The 15,815-nt window shown below is 33.9% G+C and carries 18 protein-coding genes and 2 pseudogenes; 17 read left to right on the forward strand and 3 right to left on the reverse strand.

Going from position 1 to position 15,815, the window contains the following annotated elements; genetic code table 11:
* Window positions 1-62: 62 nt before the first annotated feature.
* The 5 genes from DI487_RS12050 to priA all read left to right on the forward strand — a co-directional run bounded on the left by DI487_RS12050 (window position 63) and on the right by priA (window position 5,462).
* Complete coding sequence (locus DI487_RS12050; RefSeq protein ID WP_109569875.1) at window positions 63-404, forward strand: DUF2853 family protein; 342 nt, start codon at window positions 63-65, stop codon at window positions 402-404.
* A 101-nt stretch (window positions 405-505) separates the two neighbouring features.
* Window positions 506-1,363 (forward strand): carboxylating nicotinate-nucleotide diphosphorylase, encoded by an 858-nt coding sequence (nadC, locus tag DI487_RS12055; protein WP_109569876.1) that lies wholly within the window; start codon window positions 506-508, stop codon window positions 1,361-1,363.
* A gap of 4 nt (window positions 1,364-1,367) precedes the next feature.
* A complete protein-coding gene (locus tag DI487_RS12060) occupies window positions 1,368-2,294 on the forward strand; it encodes a YihY/virulence factor BrkB family protein (protein ID WP_109569877.1) in 927 nt (308 codons plus the stop codon).
* A gap of 21 nt (window positions 2,295-2,315) precedes the next feature.
* On the forward strand, window positions 2,316-2,879 hold the full coding sequence (locus tag DI487_RS12065) for a chalcone isomerase family protein (RefSeq protein ID WP_109569878.1): 564 nt from the start codon (window positions 2,316-2,318) through the stop codon (window positions 2,877-2,879).
* 129 nt (window positions 2,880-3,008) lie between these two features.
* Window positions 3,009-5,462 carry a replication restart helicase PriA gene (gene priA, locus DI487_RS12070; protein ID WP_109569879.1) on the forward strand — a complete coding sequence of 818 codons (2,454 nt, stop codon included), beginning with the start codon at window positions 3,009-3,011 and terminating at the stop codon, window positions 5,460-5,462.
* Here the strand turns inward: priA and DI487_RS12075 are convergent.
* The gene (locus tag DI487_RS12075; protein ID WP_109569880.1) at window positions 5,459-6,154 is read right to left on the reverse strand and encodes a LytR/AlgR family response regulator transcription factor; all 696 of its coding nucleotides are present in this window, start codon (window positions 6,152-6,154) and stop codon (window positions 5,459-5,461) included. The genes priA and DI487_RS12075 overlap by 4 nt on opposite strands.
* 153 nt (window positions 6,155-6,307) lie before the next feature.
* Here DI487_RS12075 and rpsF point away from each other — a divergent pair, with 153 nt between their 5' ends.
* From rpsF to DI487_RS12115, 8 genes and pseudogenes are all read left to right on the forward strand, one after another.
* Window positions 6,308-6,649 (forward strand): 30S ribosomal protein S6, encoded by a 342-nt coding sequence (gene rpsF, locus DI487_RS12080; protein ID WP_109569881.1) that lies wholly within the window; start codon window positions 6,308-6,310, stop codon window positions 6,647-6,649.
* A gap of 2 nt (window positions 6,650-6,651) precedes the next feature.
* The gene (rpsR, locus tag DI487_RS12085; protein ID WP_072785428.1) at window positions 6,652-6,948 is read left to right on the forward strand and encodes a 30S ribosomal protein S18; all 297 of its coding nucleotides are present in this window, start codon (window positions 6,652-6,654) and stop codon (window positions 6,946-6,948) included.
* A 68-nt stretch (window positions 6,949-7,016) separates the two neighbouring features.
* The gene (gene rplI / locus DI487_RS12090; RefSeq protein WP_109569882.1) at window positions 7,017-7,460 is read left to right on the forward strand and encodes a 50S ribosomal protein L9; all 444 of its coding nucleotides are present in this window, start codon (window positions 7,017-7,019) and stop codon (window positions 7,458-7,460) included.
* A 127-nt stretch (window positions 7,461-7,587) separates the two neighbouring features.
* A complete protein-coding gene (locus DI487_RS12095; protein ID WP_109569883.1) occupies window positions 7,588-8,061 on the forward strand; it encodes a DUF6495 family protein in 474 nt (157 codons plus the stop codon).
* A 6-nt stretch (window positions 8,062-8,067) separates the two neighbouring features.
* A pseudogene (gene ligA / locus DI487_RS12100) lies at window positions 8,068-10,069 on the forward strand (NAD-dependent DNA ligase LigA).
* Window positions 10,059-10,370, forward strand: coding sequence for a hypothetical protein (locus DI487_RS12105; protein ID WP_109569884.1), 312 nt, complete (start codon window positions 10,059-10,061; stop codon window positions 10,368-10,370). The pseudogene ligA and the gene DI487_RS12105 overlap by 11 nt, the downstream one beginning before the upstream one ends.
* Window positions 10,367-10,744, forward strand: a complete 378-nt coding sequence (locus DI487_RS12110; protein ID WP_109569885.1) for a hypothetical protein — start codon at window positions 10,367-10,369, stop codon at window positions 10,742-10,744. The genes DI487_RS12105 and DI487_RS12110 overlap by 4 nt, the downstream gene beginning before the upstream one ends.
* 237 nt (window positions 10,745-10,981) lie before the next feature.
* Window positions 10,982-11,464 (forward strand): hypothetical protein, encoded by a 483-nt coding sequence (locus DI487_RS12115; RefSeq protein ID WP_146193462.1) that lies wholly within the window; start codon window positions 10,982-10,984, stop codon window positions 11,462-11,464.
* On the opposite strand, the gene DI487_RS12120 is transcribed toward DI487_RS12115, so the two are convergent.
* Window positions 11,454-12,368: a bifunctional metallophosphatase/5'-nucleotidase gene (locus DI487_RS12120; RefSeq protein ID WP_109569887.1), complete on the reverse strand. Its 915-nt coding sequence runs from the start codon at window positions 12,366-12,368 to the stop codon at window positions 11,454-11,456. The genes DI487_RS12115 and DI487_RS12120 overlap by 11 nt on opposite strands.
* Before the next feature lie 6 nt (window positions 12,369-12,374).
* Window positions 12,375-13,091, reverse strand: coding sequence for a 5'-nucleotidase (locus tag DI487_RS12125; RefSeq protein WP_317046218.1), 717 nt, complete (start codon window positions 13,089-13,091; stop codon window positions 12,375-12,377).
* Window positions 13,092-13,206: 115 nt separating this feature from the next.
* On the opposite strand from DI487_RS12125, the gene DI487_RS12130 reads away from it, so the two are divergent.
* The 4 genes and pseudogenes from DI487_RS12130 (at window position 13,207) to DI487_RS12145 (ending at window position 15,809) form a co-directional block, all read left to right on the forward strand.
* Window positions 13,207-13,725, forward strand: coding sequence for a DUF6913 domain-containing protein (locus DI487_RS12130; RefSeq protein ID WP_109569889.1), 519 nt, complete (start codon window positions 13,207-13,209; stop codon window positions 13,723-13,725).
* A pseudogene (gene dapA, locus DI487_RS12135) lies at window positions 13,725-14,602 on the forward strand (4-hydroxy-tetrahydrodipicolinate synthase). Before DI487_RS12130 ends, dapA begins: the two are co-directional and overlap by 1 nt.
* Window positions 14,603-14,690: 88 nt before the next feature.
* Window positions 14,691-15,491, forward strand: coding sequence for an outer membrane protein assembly factor BamD (locus tag DI487_RS12140; RefSeq protein WP_109569890.1), 801 nt, complete (start codon window positions 14,691-14,693; stop codon window positions 15,489-15,491).
* Between the two features lie 3 nt (window positions 15,492-15,494).
* Window positions 15,495-15,809: a DNA-directed RNA polymerase subunit omega gene (locus tag DI487_RS12145; RefSeq protein WP_109569891.1), complete on the forward strand. Its 315-nt coding sequence runs from the start codon at window positions 15,495-15,497 to the stop codon at window positions 15,807-15,809.
* Window positions 15,810-15,815: the final 6 nt, after the last annotated feature.

Below are 15,815 nucleotides of genomic sequence, written 5' to 3' on the forward strand. Positions count from 1 at the left end.
TTTGTTATTTAATTTACAAATCTCTATATTTGGAAGGATAAACAACTATAAATTTCTAAAATATGAGTAAGAGAGATGAATTAATTGTAAAATATGCTGCCGATCTAAAAGATAAATGTGGAGTAACTCCTGATATGGATTTGCTTACTAAAGTAACGATCGGTTGTGGTCCGGCAATCTATAATGCTGATTCTTCTACTGTTTCAGGAACAGATGAAAAAGAATTAGCTACCGTAAAAAATAATTTTCTGATCAAAAAATTAGGACTAAAAGACGGATCGGAATTAGATAGTGCTATTGCAAAAGTGATTGAGCAATACGGAAAATCTAATAAAAACAAATACAGAGCTGTATTCTATTATTTGTTAGCGAAACATTTCAAAAAAGAATCAGTTTACAAATAAGAACAACTATAAAAAAGATGCTCAAAAACCACGTTTCAAAACGTGGTTTTGTTTTATAAATACAATTGAATTGCTACCTTAGCAACAGAAAAAAATAAAGCATGATATCAGAGGCGCAATTTCAAAAAGAATTAGAAATTATTATCACCAATGCAATTAGAGAAGACGTTGGGGACGGAGATCATAGTTCTCTGGCTTGTATACCCGAAACAGCACAGGGAAAAGCTAAATTATTAGTTAAAGACGAAGGAGTTATAGCCGGAATCGAATTTGCAAAAATGGTATTTGCTTATGTAGACAAAGACCTAAAGATGGAAACCTTACTTCAGGAAGGTGATCCGGTTAAATATGGTGATATTGTTTTTACAGTTCATGGTCGTTCACAATCTATTTTAAAGGCAGAGCGATTAGTATTAAATGCTATGCAGCGAATGAGTGCTATTGCTACTAAAACGCGTTCCTTTGTAGATTTGTTAGAAGGTACCCGAACAAAGGTTTTAGATACTCGTAAAACGACTCCCGGAATAAGAGCTATAGAAAAGTGGGCTGTAAAAATAGGCGGCGGTGAGAACCATCGTTTTGCTTTGTATGATATGATTATGCTAAAAGATAATCATATTGATTTTGCCGGAGGTATTACAAAAGCAATTGAAAAAACACAGAATTATCTGAAAGAATATCAAAAAGATCTAAAGATTATAGTTGAAGCCCGGGATCTAGAGGAAGTAAAAGAAATATTACAGTCGCAAGGAGTATATCGTATCCTTTTGGATAATTTTGATTACGAAATGACAAAAGAGGCAGTACGATTAATAGGAGACCAATGCCAAACAGAGTCTTCCGGCAATATCAATGAAAAAACAATTCGGGAATATGCAAATTGTGGAGTAAACTATATTTCTTCCGGAGCTTTAACCCATTCAGTATATAATATGGATTTAAGTTTAAAAGCTTTTTAAAGAAATGTCGGAAGCAATTGAAAATAAACTGAACAAAATTCCTGTAGTCAAACAATTGGTGGCTATTGCAAAAAAGATAACCCTGAAATCATTAGAAGGACTTTCCCTTTATGATATTGTAGAGCTTTATGTAATGGGAATTTTAAAAGGTGCTTTCTCTTACAGGGCGAGTGCTATTGCATTCAGTTTCTTTATGGCCTTGTTTCCGTTTGCTTTATTTATACTAAACCTGATTCCTTATATTCCGATTGATAATTTTCAGGATGATTTTTTAGAATTTGTGTCTCAGAATGTCCCGCCTAATACGTTTGATGCTATTAAAAATACTATTTACGATATTCTGAACAATAGTTATAACGGTTTATTGTCTTCCGGTTTTATCTTGTCTATCTTCTTGATGACTAATGGAATAAATGCTATTCTGGGAGGTTTCGAAATGTCAACGCATATTACTATAACCAGAGGCTTTTTCAGGCAGTATTTCATTGCTTTGGCTATATCCTTAAGTCTGTCATTTATTTTGCTGTTTACAGTAGCGGCTATCGTTACATTTGAAGTGGTTATTCAAAAAATTAAATTACAGGGACTCATCAATGACGATGTAGAACTTATTGTTTGGGGACGTTATCTGTTTGTATTGCTGATGGTTTTGATAACCACTTCGATCTTGTATAAATTCGGAACCAAAGAAACCTATTCGATCTCCTTTATTAGTTATGGAGCAGTCTTTACTACGATTCTGATTGTTATTTCATCCTATATTTTTGGTATTTATGTAGAAAAATTTGCTAGATATAATGAACTGTACGGTTCAATTGGTACACTTCTTGTACTGATGTTTTATATTTGGATCAATTGTATGGTTTTATTACTCGGATTTGAGTTAAACGCCACAATTAGTAAATTAAAAAGAAAAAATTTATATATTTAGCAAAAATTAAAATCAAAAATTATGAAAAAACAAATTGCTTTAATGTTGTTAGTGATAAGTTCGTCACTTATGTCTTTTGCGCAAACTACGATTAGCGGAGTAAAGGTAGATGGTAAACTTTCAATTGACGGACAGGATTTGATCTTAAACGGAGCCGGGCTGAGAGAGAAGTTATGGATAGACTTGTATGTAGGGGCGTTGTATCTTCCTAAAAAATCGAACAGTGCAAATGATATTATGGCAAGTGCAGACGGCGCAGCAATAAAATTAACGATTGTTTCAGGAATGATTACTTCTGAAAAAATGATCAATGCCGTTAATGAAGGATTTGAAAATGCAACAAAAGGAAATACAGCATCGATAAAAACAAAAATTGAAAAATTTAAGTCTTTTTTTAGTGAAGAAATTAAGAAAGGAGATCAGTTTTTAATTGTCAACGTACCGGGAACCGGAATTGTAGTATATAAAAATGGTGTTAAAAAAGGTTCTATCGATGGACATGACTTTAAAAAAGCGCTTTTCGGAATCTGGTTATGCGATAAGCCGGCTGATAAAAATTTAAAAGCAGGTATGTTGGGAAAATAAACCTGTTGGTATAAAAGATAATCTGAAGCGTTCTTAATTGAGAACGCTTTTTCTGTAAAATGTACTATTGCTATCCAAAATCTTTTCCTCTGTTTTTCTTTTCTCTTTTTTAAAAACTACCTTTGTTAAATGTTGTATTTTATAGAAGTAGTTTTGCCATTGGCGGTTGCCAAAACTTTTACATACCAGGTTTCCGAAGCAGAGTTTGACTTCGTACAAATTGGTATGCGGGTTGCTGTCCCCTTTGGTAAAACCAAAATTTATACAGCTTTGATCGTCGGAAAACACAATACACCACCGCAATTATATCAACCCAAAGAAATTCATCAGATATTAGATGAGAAACCTATTGTAAATGAATTACAAATTCAACATTGGAATTGGGTTGCGGATTATTACATGTGTACTATAGGAGATGTGTTTAAAGCGGCGGTGCCGTCCGGATTTATTCTGGAAAGTGAAACACAACTACTGCCTAAAGAAGTAGAAAACCTTCCGGATCATCAATTAAAGGATGATGAGTATCTTATTCTGGAAGCGTTACGACATCAGTCATCTATAACGTTACAGGAAGTTGTTAAGATCTTAGGGAAAAAAACAGTAATACCGACAATTAACTCGTTATTGTCAAAAGGGGCAATTGCGCTACATGAAGAAATGACAGAGCAATACAAGCCTAAATTGGTTCGCTATATTAAGCTTCACGTTATTTACCATCAACAAGAGCACTTGGTGGAATTGCTGGAAATACTGTCAAGAGCGCCTAAGCAACGAGAGTTGGTTCTGCATTATTTTCAATTGCATGTAAGAGAGCGAAAACCTATTGCTGTTAAAGAATTAATAGAGAGTTCAGGAGCTAGTATAGCAGTGATAAAAGCCTTAATTGATAAAGATGTATTTGAAGAATATTATATTCATGAAGATCGAGTACAATTTGAGAAAAAAGAAGATGCTTCTTTTGAATTGAGTTTGGCACAGGCTGCCGCTTTTTCAGCCATTGAAAAAGGATTTCAGCAACAGAATGTAATGCTATTGCATGGCGTTACAGCATCCGGTAAAACGGAGATTTACATCAAGCTTATAGAGCAGTTCTTAAAAGAGGAACAGCAGCAAGTGTTGTTTCTGTTGCCGGAAATTGCTTTGACAGCTCAATTGGTACAACGGCTGACGGCTTATTTCGGAAATCAGATTGCTGTTTTTCATTCAAAATACTCTAACAATGAAAGGATAGAGGTCTGGAATAATTTATTACAGAATTCTGAAAATGCACGGGTTGTAATAGGGGTCCGAAGTGCTTTATTTTTGCCTTTTTCTGATCTGGGGTTAATCGTGGTAGATGAAGAACACGAGCAAACATTTAAGCAAAAAGATCCGGCACCGCGTTATCATGCCAGAGATGCTGCTGTCGTTCTAGCTAAATTGCACAATGCAAAAGTCTTATTGGGAAGTGCTACACCAAGCCTAGAATCGTATTACAATGTGAAAACAGGGAAATACGGTTTAGTGGAGTTGAAAGAACGTTACGGAAATGTTGTGCTGCCTGAAATTCAGCTAATCGATCTGAAAGATAAATATTTCAGAAAGCGAATGACAGGGCATTTTTCGGATGTTTTACTGGAAAATATAAAAGAGACGGTTCATAACGGAGAGCAAGTGATCTTGTTTCAAAACAGACGAGGCTTTTCTCCTTATGTAGAATGTTTAACCTGCGGACATGTTCCGCATTGCCCGAATTGCGATGTCAGTTTAACGTACTATAAGTATAAAAACCAGCTTAAATGTCATTATTGCGGGTATAATATCGCTAATCCGACCCATTGTCATAGTTGTAATTCTTTAGATTTGAATGCAAAAGGCTTCGGAACGGAGCAAATAGAACAAGAATTGGTACGACTATTTCCGGATAAAAAAATAGGACGAATGGACCAAGATACAACCAGAGGAAAGTTTGGTTTTGAAAAAATAATCGATTCATTCAAGAACAGAGAATTTGATATTTTGGTGGGAACCCAAATGTTAGCCAAAGGTCTGGATTTTGATAATGTAACTTTGGTCGGTATACTGAATGCGGATAACTTACTGAATCAGCCCGATTTTAGAGCTTATGAAAGAGCTTTTCAGCTATTGACACAAGTATCGGGCAGGGCAGGGCGAAAAGAGAAAAAAGGGAAAGTACTGATCCAGACCTATAATCCGTATCACAATACAATACAGCAAGTGGTTAATAATGATTATGCAGCAATGTTTCAGGAACAACTATACGAACGAAAGAATTTTAAATATCCTCCTTTTTATCGCATCATCCGATTAACCTTGAAACACAAGGATTATGATAAATTGAAAGAAGGTTCGCTTTGGATGTATAATGTGTTGAAACAACATTTGAATATTCCTGTTTTAGGACCGGAGGAACCAATGGTGAGTAAGATTCGAAACGAATACCTGAGAACTATTTTGGTTAAAATTCCGGCTGAGAACCACTTGGGAAAAACAAAAAAAACTATCCAAAAGATTTTGAATAGTTTTGAAGCGGTTTCACATTACCGAAGTATAAAAGTTTCGGCTAATGTAGATTATTACTAAAGACTTTCTATAGCTTTAGTGATTGTGTCCTTTTTGTTTCTGCTGATTGGTATTTTTGTGCTGCCGATTTCTGCAAATTTACTGTTGAACTTGTCTATGCGTTCCACATTGACAATATACGACTTGTGAACGCGTACAAATTTGCCGTCCGGAAGTTCATTTTCAAAAGATTTCATAGTCGACAGGACTAAGTGGTTGTCATCGTCTGTAATGATCTTAATATAATCACCGAAGGCTTCTACCCATTTTATTTTAGCGGTGTAAATTTTTAGTTTTTTAAGATTACTCTTGATGATGATAGCCTCTCCGAGATCTTCATGCGAATCGGTTCTTAACTGGTGTAATTCCAGAGCTTTTTTGACCGCTTTTAAAAAACGTTCTTTTGAAATAGGCTTTTGTAAAAAATCAGTAGCTTCATAATCAAAAGCTTTTACAGCATAATCTGCTTTTGATGTGATAAAAATAATTTGAGGTTTAATTTTTAATCCGTCTAATAAATCAAAGCCGTTGATCAACGGCATTTCAATGTCTAAGAAAATGAGATCTACAGTATTATGGTTAATACAATTCTTAGCTTCGAGAGCATTGGCGAAATCACCTATCAAATGAAGATTAGGCGATTCGTTAACAAGTTTTGTAATAGTTACTCTTTGAATAGCACTATCATCAACAACGATACAATTCAATTTCATAGGCATATAAATTTACTGTTAAATATAGTGATTTTTATTTTACAAACTAAAGCAAATAAATAAAAAAATAAGAAAAAATATAAAGGTGCTTTGGATATTAAATAGAAACCATTACCTTTGCAGCCAATTTTAAATAATTTAATTATTTTTTGTATGAATCAATATGAATCTGTTTTCATCTTAAATCCCGTTTTGTCTGAGCAACAGATAAAGGAAACAGTAAGCAAGTTTGAAGATTTTCTTACTTCAAGAGGAGCTGAGATGGTATCGAAAGAGGATTGGGGCTTAAAAAAATTAGCTTACGAGATCCAACACAAGAAAAGTGGTTTTTATCACTTATTTGAATTCAAAGCACCTGGCGAAATTATTGCTGCTTTTGAAACTGAATTCCGTCGTGACGAACGCATTATGCGTTTCTTAACTGTAGCATTAGACAAACATGCTGTAGCTTGGGCAGAGAGAAGAAGAGCAAAATTAAAATCTAAATCAAACTAATTATGTCAACTTTAGAGCAATCTGCAAAAGGAAAAAAAGAGGGAGATATCAGATATCTTACTCCACTAAATATTGAAACTAACAAACAAAAGAAATATTGTCGTTTCAAAAAATCAGGTATTAAGTATGTAGATTATAAAGATCCTGATTTCTTATTGAAGTTTGTGAATGAGCAAGGTAAAATTTTACCTCGTCGTTTAACAGGTACTTCTTTGAAATATCAAAGAAAAGTGTCAGTAGCAGTTAAAAGAGCTCGTCACTTAGCTTTAATGCCGTATGTGGCTGATTTATTAAAATAATATTAATATTATAGGTTGTTGTCTCGCTTGCAGCGGGACTAACTTCTACTAATTATAAGGACAACAACATGGAACTTATTTTAAAACAAGACGTACAAAATTTAGGGTTCAAAGACGATGTTGTAACTGTGAAAAACGGTTACGGTCGTAATTACCTTATTCCACAAGGTTTTGCAGTATTAGCAACACCTTCTGCTAAAAAAGTTTTAGCTGAAAATTTAAAACAAAAAGCTCATAAAGAAGCTAAATTGATCGCTGATGCTAAGGCTATTGCTGAAGCTATCAAAGCTCTTGAGATTAAAATTACAGCTAAAGCAGGTGGTGATAAATTATTCGGTTCAGTTACTAATGCAGATATTGCTGCAGTTTTAGAAGGTAACGGACATGCAATTGAGAAAAAATTCATCACTAGCGGTATCGTTAAGAGATTAGGTAAATACAATGCTACTGTAAGATTACACAGAGAAGTAGTTGTAGAATTGCCTTATGAAATTGTTGCTGAACAAGCATAATTCATAATAAAATATTTTTTGAAAGCTCCGCAATTAGCGGAGCTTTTTTTATATTTACCTTTTGTAACCTTATACTATAGTTTGGAGGGAAATTGTTCTTCTCTTACCAAGAAAAAGCCTCTTTTTTATGAAATATATAAGATTAACCAAAGAACAACTGGAAGAACTACATCCTGAATTTATAACTTTTTTGGCTACTCAGTCTATTGATAAAAAAGAGTGGGATGTGCTAAAAGAAACCAAACCGGAAATAGCAGAACAGGAAATAGATGTGTTTTCGGATCTGATCTGGGATAGAGCACTGACTAATATTAATTTTATAGATCACTTCTCTGAAGATTATATTTTTCTGTTTAAATGTGTGGGGACAACTGTTTTTTCTTACGTGATCAATGCAACAAGTCAAGACGTTAATTTTTTAAGTGCTGAAGGGATCAATTGGCTGAGTGAGAACATAACGACCAGTGAAGTGGAGATACAAAAAGGGAAAAAAGATATCTCTATAGACAGGAATGGCTCTTTGTTTGAGATCATTAAACAAGGAGGGATAATCAGTAAGGGAGAATTGTTTACTAAATTAGAATTTCTTTTAAATCAATAAATATTTATGGATGTTTTAGCTAGAATTAAAGCTTTACGAGAAGAGTTAAATCAGCATAATTACAACTATTATGTCTTAGATAATCCCACGATCTCTGATTTTGAATTTGATCAAAAATTAAAACAATTACAGGATTTAGAAGCTCAGCATCCGGAATATTTTGATGAGAATTCGCCTACGCAGCGAGTAGGAGGGCTATTACTAAAAATTTTGAAACAATTGCACATGAGTATCGCATGTATTCTCTGGATAATTCATATTCGAAAGAAGATGTAGTGGATTGGGTAAACAGATGTCAGAAAATATTAGGTGATGTTCCGTTAGAGTTTACCTGCGAATTAAAATATGATGGTGCTTCCATCAGTATCTTATACGAAAACGGAAAATTAAAAAGAGCATTGACCAGAGGTGATGGTTTTCAGGGAGATGATGTGACGAATAATGTAAAAACGATCAAATCGGTACCGATTCGTTTAAAAGGAGATTATCCGGATAGATTTGAAATTCGCGGTGAAATTATTTTGCCGTTAGCGGGTTTTGAAAAAATGAATCAGGATTTGATAGAAATCGGTGAAACACCATATTCTAATCCGAGAAATACAGCATCCGGAAGTTTGAAATTACAGGATTCGGCAGAAGTAGCCAAACGTCCGCTAGATTGTTTGTTGTATTCGCTAATAGGAAATAATTTACCGATCAGCACTCAGTTTGAAAGCTTACAGAAAGCCAGAGACTGGGGATTTAAAGTGCCTACACAGTCAAAATTAGTAAAATCTGTAGAAGAAGTTTTTGAGTTTATCGATTATTGGGATACCCATCGTCATGACATGCTTTTTGAAACAGACGGAGTGGTGGTAAAAGTGAATCAGGTTCAATATCAGGAAGAATTAGGCTATACGGCAAAGTCTCCTCGTTGGGCTATTGCTTATAAATTTAAAGCAGAGCAAGCTGTAACAGTTTTAAATTCTATAGCTTATCAGGTAGGAAGAACCGGTGCTATAACTCCGGTTGCAAATTTAGAACCGGTTCAGTTGGCCGGAACTATCGTGAAAAGAGCGTCATTACATAATGCCGATCAGATCGAAAAATTAGATATCAGAGTCGGAGATACTGTTTTTGTGGAAAAAGGGGGGAAATTATACCTAAGATCATTGGGGTAGATACAACTCAAAGAAAGTCAGATTCGCAGAAAACCGTTTATATTACACATTGTCCGGAGTGTCACACGGAATTGGTAAGAAATGAAGGGGAAGCACAGCATTATTGTCCGAATTTTTACGGTTGCCCACCACAGATTATCGGACGTATTCAGCATTTTATAACCCGTAAGGCAATGGATATAGAAGGTTTGGGAGGGGAAACGGTAGCTTTGCTTTATAATGCCGGATTGATCGAAAATTATGCTGATTTGTACGAATTAAAAAAAGAACAGGTTATTCCTTTAGAACGCATGGCAGAAAAGTCGGCAGACAATCTGATTAAAGGGGTTGAAAAGTCAAAACAGATTCCGTTTGAAAGAGTTTTATATGCACTAGGGATTCGATATGTGGGTGAAACGGTGGCTAAAAAGCTGGCGAAGCACTATAAGAATATTGATGCTTTAGCCAATGCTTCTTTGATGGATTTGATTTTAGTCGATGAGATCGGAGATAAAATTGCGCAAAGTGTAATACAGTTTTTCGAAAATCCGAATAATGTTATTCTGATTGACCGTTTAAAGGGATACGGACTTCGCTTTGAAATTGAAGAGAAAGAATCAACTATGGTTTCTGATGTTTTGGGAGGAAAAGTATTTGTAGTATCCGGAGTTTTTGAAACGTATTCCCGTGATGATCTGAAAAAAGTAATTGAAGATAATGGCGGAAAAGTAGGAAGTTCAATTTCGTCGAAAACTGATTATGTGGTGGCGGGCGCTAACATGGGACCGTCTAAATTAGAGAAAGCAAATAAATTAGGGATACCGATTATCTCTGAGTATGAGTTTAATGACCTGATAAATGAAAATTGACGCTCCTTTAATAGTATATGGTTTAGCGAGTTTAATTCTGGTACTGGCAGTCGGCTTGGACAATTACGACCTTATGTTGCTTGTTAAACCTGTTATTATGCCATCAATCTTTTTTGCATATTATACATGTGTAAAAGGGCAAGTAAATGTTGCTTTTACTTTGTCGTTGATCGTATTTTTTTTAGGGGATATGTTTTTGTTGATAGGCGGGGAAGAGTTCTATGAATTGATTCTTACCATCTTCTTGATACCTTATCTTTTTGTGTTGTATTTTATTTGGGGGATTTTAAGGAAATTATGAGAACCAAAAGGAGAAGAGTGCTCGACTTTACTTTTTTTCTGGTTTTAGTTGTTTTAACGGTGTTGATTCTTTTAACACTTGATTTTCTGGAAGTAAAATCAACCATGGAATTTATCTTGTATACGTTTTTTGGCTTAGAATTAGAATTAATGGGCTGTTTAGCGGCAATGGTTTATTATAATTCAACGAATAAACGAAATTTTTATTTAACTTTGACTATCTCAACTTTTATTCTGTCAGACTTGTTTTTTGTGTTGTACAGAAGTCTTGATGAGATTATTCTGCTTAGAATAATAAATACTGCTACCCAGACCCTATCATACTATTTCTACATGAAATATTTTGTGGAAAGAGAAAAGATGTTAAATAATTAGTATGATTGTAAAATTAAGAAACCCGGCACTGCTGCTATATTTTTTGTCATATATAATGTATTTGTTTTTTTTTAAAATTTATGCTGACAAAGAAATAGCGTTGATCTTTAAGCCAATGATCGTAACTTCGATCTCCTTTTATTATTTTTTTACAACGAAAAAAAAGTAGAAGATTACAAAGGAAAGTTACATTTTGTTATTTTGCTGTTATTGTTCATTGCAGATAATATGGCGCTGATGTTAGAAGAAATTTTTAACTTTTGGGCGTTGTTCATATACCTTGTGGTATTGATCTTACTGTTTTATATTTTGTTAGTAGATTCAAAACTATTGGAAAGAAAACAAAAGAAACTTCAATATGTAAAAGCCGGTTTGTTTTCTGTTTTTGCTTTTTCTGTTGTAGCAAAGATTATTTCGGTTTATTGGTTAACCAAAATTTTCAGCAGTTATTACAATATTTTAGCTTATATTGTTTTAGCCATAGGAGTTTTGGTTTTAGGTTTTTATAATTTTTTGAAAAACAAAACAACCAGTTCTAAGTTTTTGCTGATTACATTTTTATCCCTTTTCGGTTCTGATATTTTCTATGTACTATATAAGTATTATACTCAAAATACATTGTGGTTGTATTTGAGCTGTGCAGTCGAAATACCGTGTTATTACTTACTTGTACGCTATTTTATCTCCAGAGATAATGAAAAGAGATTGACTATACAATAATGTTGCGGGTTGTATTGTCAAATTTTTTGTCGTTAGTAAAATAAAAATCAATTCTTCCCAGATTGATCCCGTAACATCCTACCTGATTGATGAGAACCGGCTTTCCTTCTGAATTCTTCTCAATGATCGGTTTGTCTAAGAAAGTATGAGTGTGTCCACCAATGATCAGGTCGATATCTTTAGTTTTTTGAGCTAATAAAATATCGCAAACTTTTTCAGGTTCGTTTCTGTATTTAAAACCAAGATGGGATAAGCAGATGATCAAGTCACAATGGTGTTCTTCTTTTAATTCCTTTACAATGTCTGTGGATACTTCAATCGGATCGTTGTAAACGGTTTCTTTAGATAATTTTTTATCAACTAAACCTTCTAATTGCACACCTAAGCCGAAAATACCTATTTTAACTCCGTCTTTGATAAGTATTTTATAAGGTTTTACAATTCCGTTTAATATTGTATTCTTGAAGTCGTAGTTAGCGGAAACAAAATCAAAAGCAGCATGAGGCAATTGTGCATAAAAGCCATCTATACCATTGTCAAAATCATGATTTCCCATAGTAGCTACATCATATTTCATTAGGCTCATTAGTTTGAATTCTAATTCTCCGCCATAATAGTTGAAATAAGGTGTTCCCTGAAAAATGTCGCCGGCATCTAATAGCAAAACATTTTTTTCTTCACTTCTGATCTGATCGATTAAGGAAGCTCTTCGGGCAACCCCACCCATATTCGGGTTTTTAGGATGATCTGCCGGGAACGGGTCTATGTGGCTGTGAACATCATTTGTGTGAAGAATAGTAATCTTTTTAGTTTCGGTTTTGTTAAAACTACTCAATGAAAGTCCGCCTAAAGGTAACAAAGCAGAACTAACAGCTGTTTTTTGTATAAAATCTCTTCTTTTCATGTTCACTTATTCTATAATGATTTTTTTATCAGTTAAATTAGGAAGTGTATCAACACTTTTAAAATAGTCGATTAACAAGTTACGTAACTTGTAATCCAGATCGTATTTTTTTGGACTTTCTGTGAAAAAAGTCATGTTGTCACCGCCATTGGCTAAGTAATCAGATGTAGCAACATAATAGGTCTTTTGGTCTTCTAAAGGTTTGTTACGGATCAGGATTTTATCAACTGATTTTTCGTCTTCAGAAATGTAAATAGTGATTCCGGCTAACGGATGAGGTTTTCTGTTCTCTAAAAGATAATCAGCTATTTCTCTGATCTGAGAGCCTTTCAATTCAGCAACAATCAGACTGTTTTCAAAAGGCATTACTTCATAAGCCGTTCTTGTCGTTACATTACCTTTCGGAATTACAGATCGAATTCCGCCGTGGTTTAAAATACAAAAGTCAATAGATTTGTGTTCTCTCATCTCGAAAACTTTATCGCCTAAAGCTAAAGTAGTTTCGGCAAGCAGATTTCCGATGTTAGATTGCCATTTTCCTTTGCTTTTGTCTTGATCGACCGGATTGTAAGCTAATATACTATCAAGGTCTTTGTTGATATGATTCCGGAAAGGAGCTACAAAATTTTCAATGTCGTTTCGAGAATGTTGATTTTCATTTATATTGATATTTGAACCCTTTACTTCATAAATCTTTCCTTTGTAAGATTCGCAAGAAGTCAAGGAAAAAAATGTTAATAATATAACAAAATAGATAAATTTGATTGTATTCTTTTTTACTTTTACCATGTTCAAGATGGGTTTAAATGCTTAATTTTGCCGAAATTGTAAAATTACTATGTTTTATAAAATTATTAGCCGCTTTTTTCTAAAAAAAATAATTAATAAAAGGTTAAGTATACTTAAAGAAGATTCGTCAGAAGGAAAAATACAGACAATAGGGATTATAATTGATGAAACGGAAAAAGGATATAAAAAAGAGTTGCTGAAACATATCGCAGACAGCGGTATTCCGTTAAAACAACTTAAAGTACTTACATTTAAAGATGCCGTAAAGAAAAAAGGAGCAATAGAAAAACCCGGTTTTTCCGGTAAAGATATAAGTTTAACAGGTTCTGCGAAAAAGGAAGAAGTAGCTGCTTTTTTGGCAACACCATTTGACGTATTGGTCAATTATTTTGATGAGAACAAACCGGAATTATTATGGGCAACAACCAGCTCAAAAGCTAAATTCAGAGTGGGGTTGGATAGTGTGGATTATCGGGCTAACAATGTTATTGTAAAAACCGACATGCAGGAAACCAAGTTGTTTACGAATGAATTGTTTAAATATTTAAGAATACTAAAAAAAGTGTAATGCAAAAATTTTTAGGAACTGGTGTAGCATTGGTAACACCTTTTAAAAAAGATTTTTCGGTTGATACCGAAGCCTTAGTACGAATTGTTGATTATGTGATTGAAGGAGGAGTGGAATATTTAGTTGTATTGGGTACAACGGCAGAATCTGCTACATTGAACAAGCAGGAAAAAGAATTAGTGATAAAGACGGTTGTAGAAGCTAATAAAGGGAGAGTGCCAATGGTTTTGGGAGTTGGTAGTAACAATACAGCTGCAGTAGTGGAAGAATTGAAAACAAGTGATCTTTCTGCTTTTGATGCAATTTTGTCGGTTTCTCCATATTATAATAAGCCAACTCAGGAGGGAATTTACCAACATTTCAAAGCAATTGCTGAAGCATCGCCTGTTCCGGTTATCTTATATAATGTGCCGGGAAGAACTGCTAGTAATATGTTGCCTTCAACAGTGATACGTTTGGCTAAAGATTTTGAAAATATCATAGGGGTTAAAGAAGCAGCAGGGACATTGTGCAAGCGATGCGTCTGATTCAGAATAAACCAAAAGACTTTTTAGTGATTTCTGGAGATGATATGATTGCATTACCTATGGTTTTGGCCGGAGGTACAGGAGTGATCTCTGTGATCGGACAAGGGTATCCTAAAGATTTTTCAGCATTAATCCGTTTCGGTTTAGAGCGAAAAGTAGAAGAAGCTTATGCGTTACAATATAAATTAGCCGAAAGTATTGATATGATTTTTGAGCAAGGAAATCCGGCAGGAATTAAAGAAATTTTTAAATCCTTAGGAATAGCGGAGAATACCGTTCGTTTACCATTGGTAAATACAGATGAAGATTTAGCTAAAAGACTAGATGCTTTTACTAAAAAAATACAGTAAAAAAAGATTTTTGTAGTAACTAAATAATATCTAAATTTGCATTTGCTTTTTTAGATGCCTGATTTTTAAAAAAGTTAAAACCGGATAAATGAGAAAAATAATAAGTTTAGTAATAGTATCTGTTGTGTTGATTTCTTGTAGTGAATATCAAAAAGCGCTGAAAAGCGATGATGTAGCACTGAAGAATAAAGTGGCGGAACAGATGTATGAAAAAGAAAAATACAACAAAGCGATCCGTTTGTATGAGCAAGTAGCACCTGCTTTTAAAGGCAAACCCAGTGCAGAGCGAATGTTTTATTTTTATTCAAAATCATACTATAACTCTAAACAATACTATTTAGCAGGATATCAGTTTGAAAATTTTGCGGCAACTTATCCTAAGAGTGAAAAGAGAGAAGAAGCAGCGTTTTTAAGTGCAGAATGTTATTATCGATTATCTCCGGTATTTAGTTTAGATCAGTCAGATACAGATAAAGCATTGATGAAGTTGCAGAGATTTATCGATACGTATCCTAATTCAGAATATTTACCACAAGCTAATGCGTATGTAAAGGAGCTTAATGAAAAGTTAGAAAAAAAAGCATTTGAAATCGCAAAGCAATACAATACGATTTCTGATTTTAAAGCGGCATTGAAAGCGTTTGATAATTTCTTGGCAGATTATCCGGGAACGACTTATAAAGAAAAAGCTTTGTATTATCGTTTGGATTCGGCTTACAAATTAGCGGTAAATTCAGTTCCGAGTAAAAAAGAAGACCGTTTAAATTATGCAAAAGTTACGTATACGAGCTTAGTGAAGTTTAAACCGGATACAGAATACAAAAAAGAAGCTGACGATATGTTGGCAGTTATTGAAAAAGAGTTACAACAATATTCTAATATAAATTAAATCATGGATTTAAAAAAGACAACTGCTCCTGTAAATACAATTACGTATAACAAAGCTAAAATTGAAGCCCCTACCGGAAATGTTTATGAGGCTATCACAATCATTGCCAAAAGAGCAAGTCAGATCAACACTGAAATCAAAAAAGAGTTGTTAGAAAAATTAGATGAGTTTGCTACTTATAATGACAGCTTAGAAGAAATTTTTGAGAACAAAGAGCAAATCGAAGTATCTAAATTTTATGAAAAATTACCTAAACCACACGCTCTTGCCGTACAAGAATGGTTAGAAGGTAAAATTTATTATAGAGAAGCAAAATAATTAGCT

The sequence above is a fragment of the Flavobacterium sediminis genome (assembly GCF_003148385.1).
GTDB lineage: Bacteria > Bacteroidota > Bacteroidia > Flavobacteriales > Flavobacteriaceae > Flavobacterium > Flavobacterium sediminis.

What these genes read in the sequence shown, in the direction of transcription:
- DI487_RS12130 (WP_109569889.1), top strand. Translation starts at nt 13,207, where the DNA reads ATGTTTTATAAAATTATTAGCCGCTTTTTTCTAAAAAAAATAATTAAT.
- priA (WP_109569879.1), top strand. Translation starts at nt 3,009, where the DNA reads ATGTTGTATTTTATAGAAGTAGTTTTGCCATTGGCGGTTGCCAAAACT.
- rpsF (WP_109569881.1), top strand. Translation starts at nt 6,308, where the DNA reads ATGAATCAATATGAATCTGTTTTCATCTTAAATCCCGTTTTGTCTGAG.
- DI487_RS12060 (WP_109569877.1), top strand. Translation starts at nt 1,368, where the DNA reads ATGTCGGAAGCAATTGAAAATAAACTGAACAAAATTCCTGTAGTCAAA.
- DI487_RS12120 (WP_109569887.1), bottom strand. Translation starts at nt 12,368, where the DNA reads ATGAAAAGAAGAGATTTTATACAAAAAACAGCTGTTAGTTCTGCTTTG.
- DI487_RS12115 (WP_146193462.1), top strand. Translation starts at nt 10,982, where the DNA reads ATGTTAGAAGAAATTTTTAACTTTTGGGCGTTGTTCATATACCTTGTG.
- DI487_RS12110 (WP_109569885.1), top strand. Translation starts at nt 10,367, where the DNA reads ATGAGAACCAAAAGGAGAAGAGTGCTCGACTTTACTTTTTTTCTGGTT.
- DI487_RS12050 (WP_109569875.1), top strand. Translation starts at nt 63, where the DNA reads ATGAGTAAGAGAGATGAATTAATTGTAAAATATGCTGCCGATCTAAAA.
- DI487_RS12140 (WP_109569890.1), top strand. Translation starts at nt 14,691, where the DNA reads ATGAGAAAAATAATAAGTTTAGTAATAGTATCTGTTGTGTTGATTTCT.
- rplI (WP_109569882.1), top strand. Translation starts at nt 7,017, where the DNA reads ATGGAACTTATTTTAAAACAAGACGTACAAAATTTAGGGTTCAAAGAC.
- nadC (WP_109569876.1), top strand. Translation starts at nt 506, where the DNA reads ATGATATCAGAGGCGCAATTTCAAAAAGAATTAGAAATTATTATCACC.
- DI487_RS12065 (WP_109569878.1), top strand. Translation starts at nt 2,316, where the DNA reads ATGAAAAAACAAATTGCTTTAATGTTGTTAGTGATAAGTTCGTCACTT.
- rpsR (WP_072785428.1), top strand. Translation starts at nt 6,652, where the DNA reads ATGTCAACTTTAGAGCAATCTGCAAAAGGAAAAAAAGAGGGAGATATC.
- DI487_RS12075 (WP_109569880.1), bottom strand. Translation starts at nt 6,154, where the DNA reads ATGAAATTGAATTGTATCGTTGTTGATGATAGTGCTATTCAAAGAGTA.
- DI487_RS12145 (WP_109569891.1), top strand. Translation starts at nt 15,495, where the DNA reads ATGGATTTAAAAAAGACAACTGCTCCTGTAAATACAATTACGTATAAC.
- DI487_RS12105 (WP_109569884.1), top strand. Translation starts at nt 10,059, where the DNA reads ATGAAAATTGACGCTCCTTTAATAGTATATGGTTTAGCGAGTTTAATT.
- DI487_RS12095 (WP_109569883.1), top strand. Translation starts at nt 7,588, where the DNA reads ATGAAATATATAAGATTAACCAAAGAACAACTGGAAGAACTACATCCT.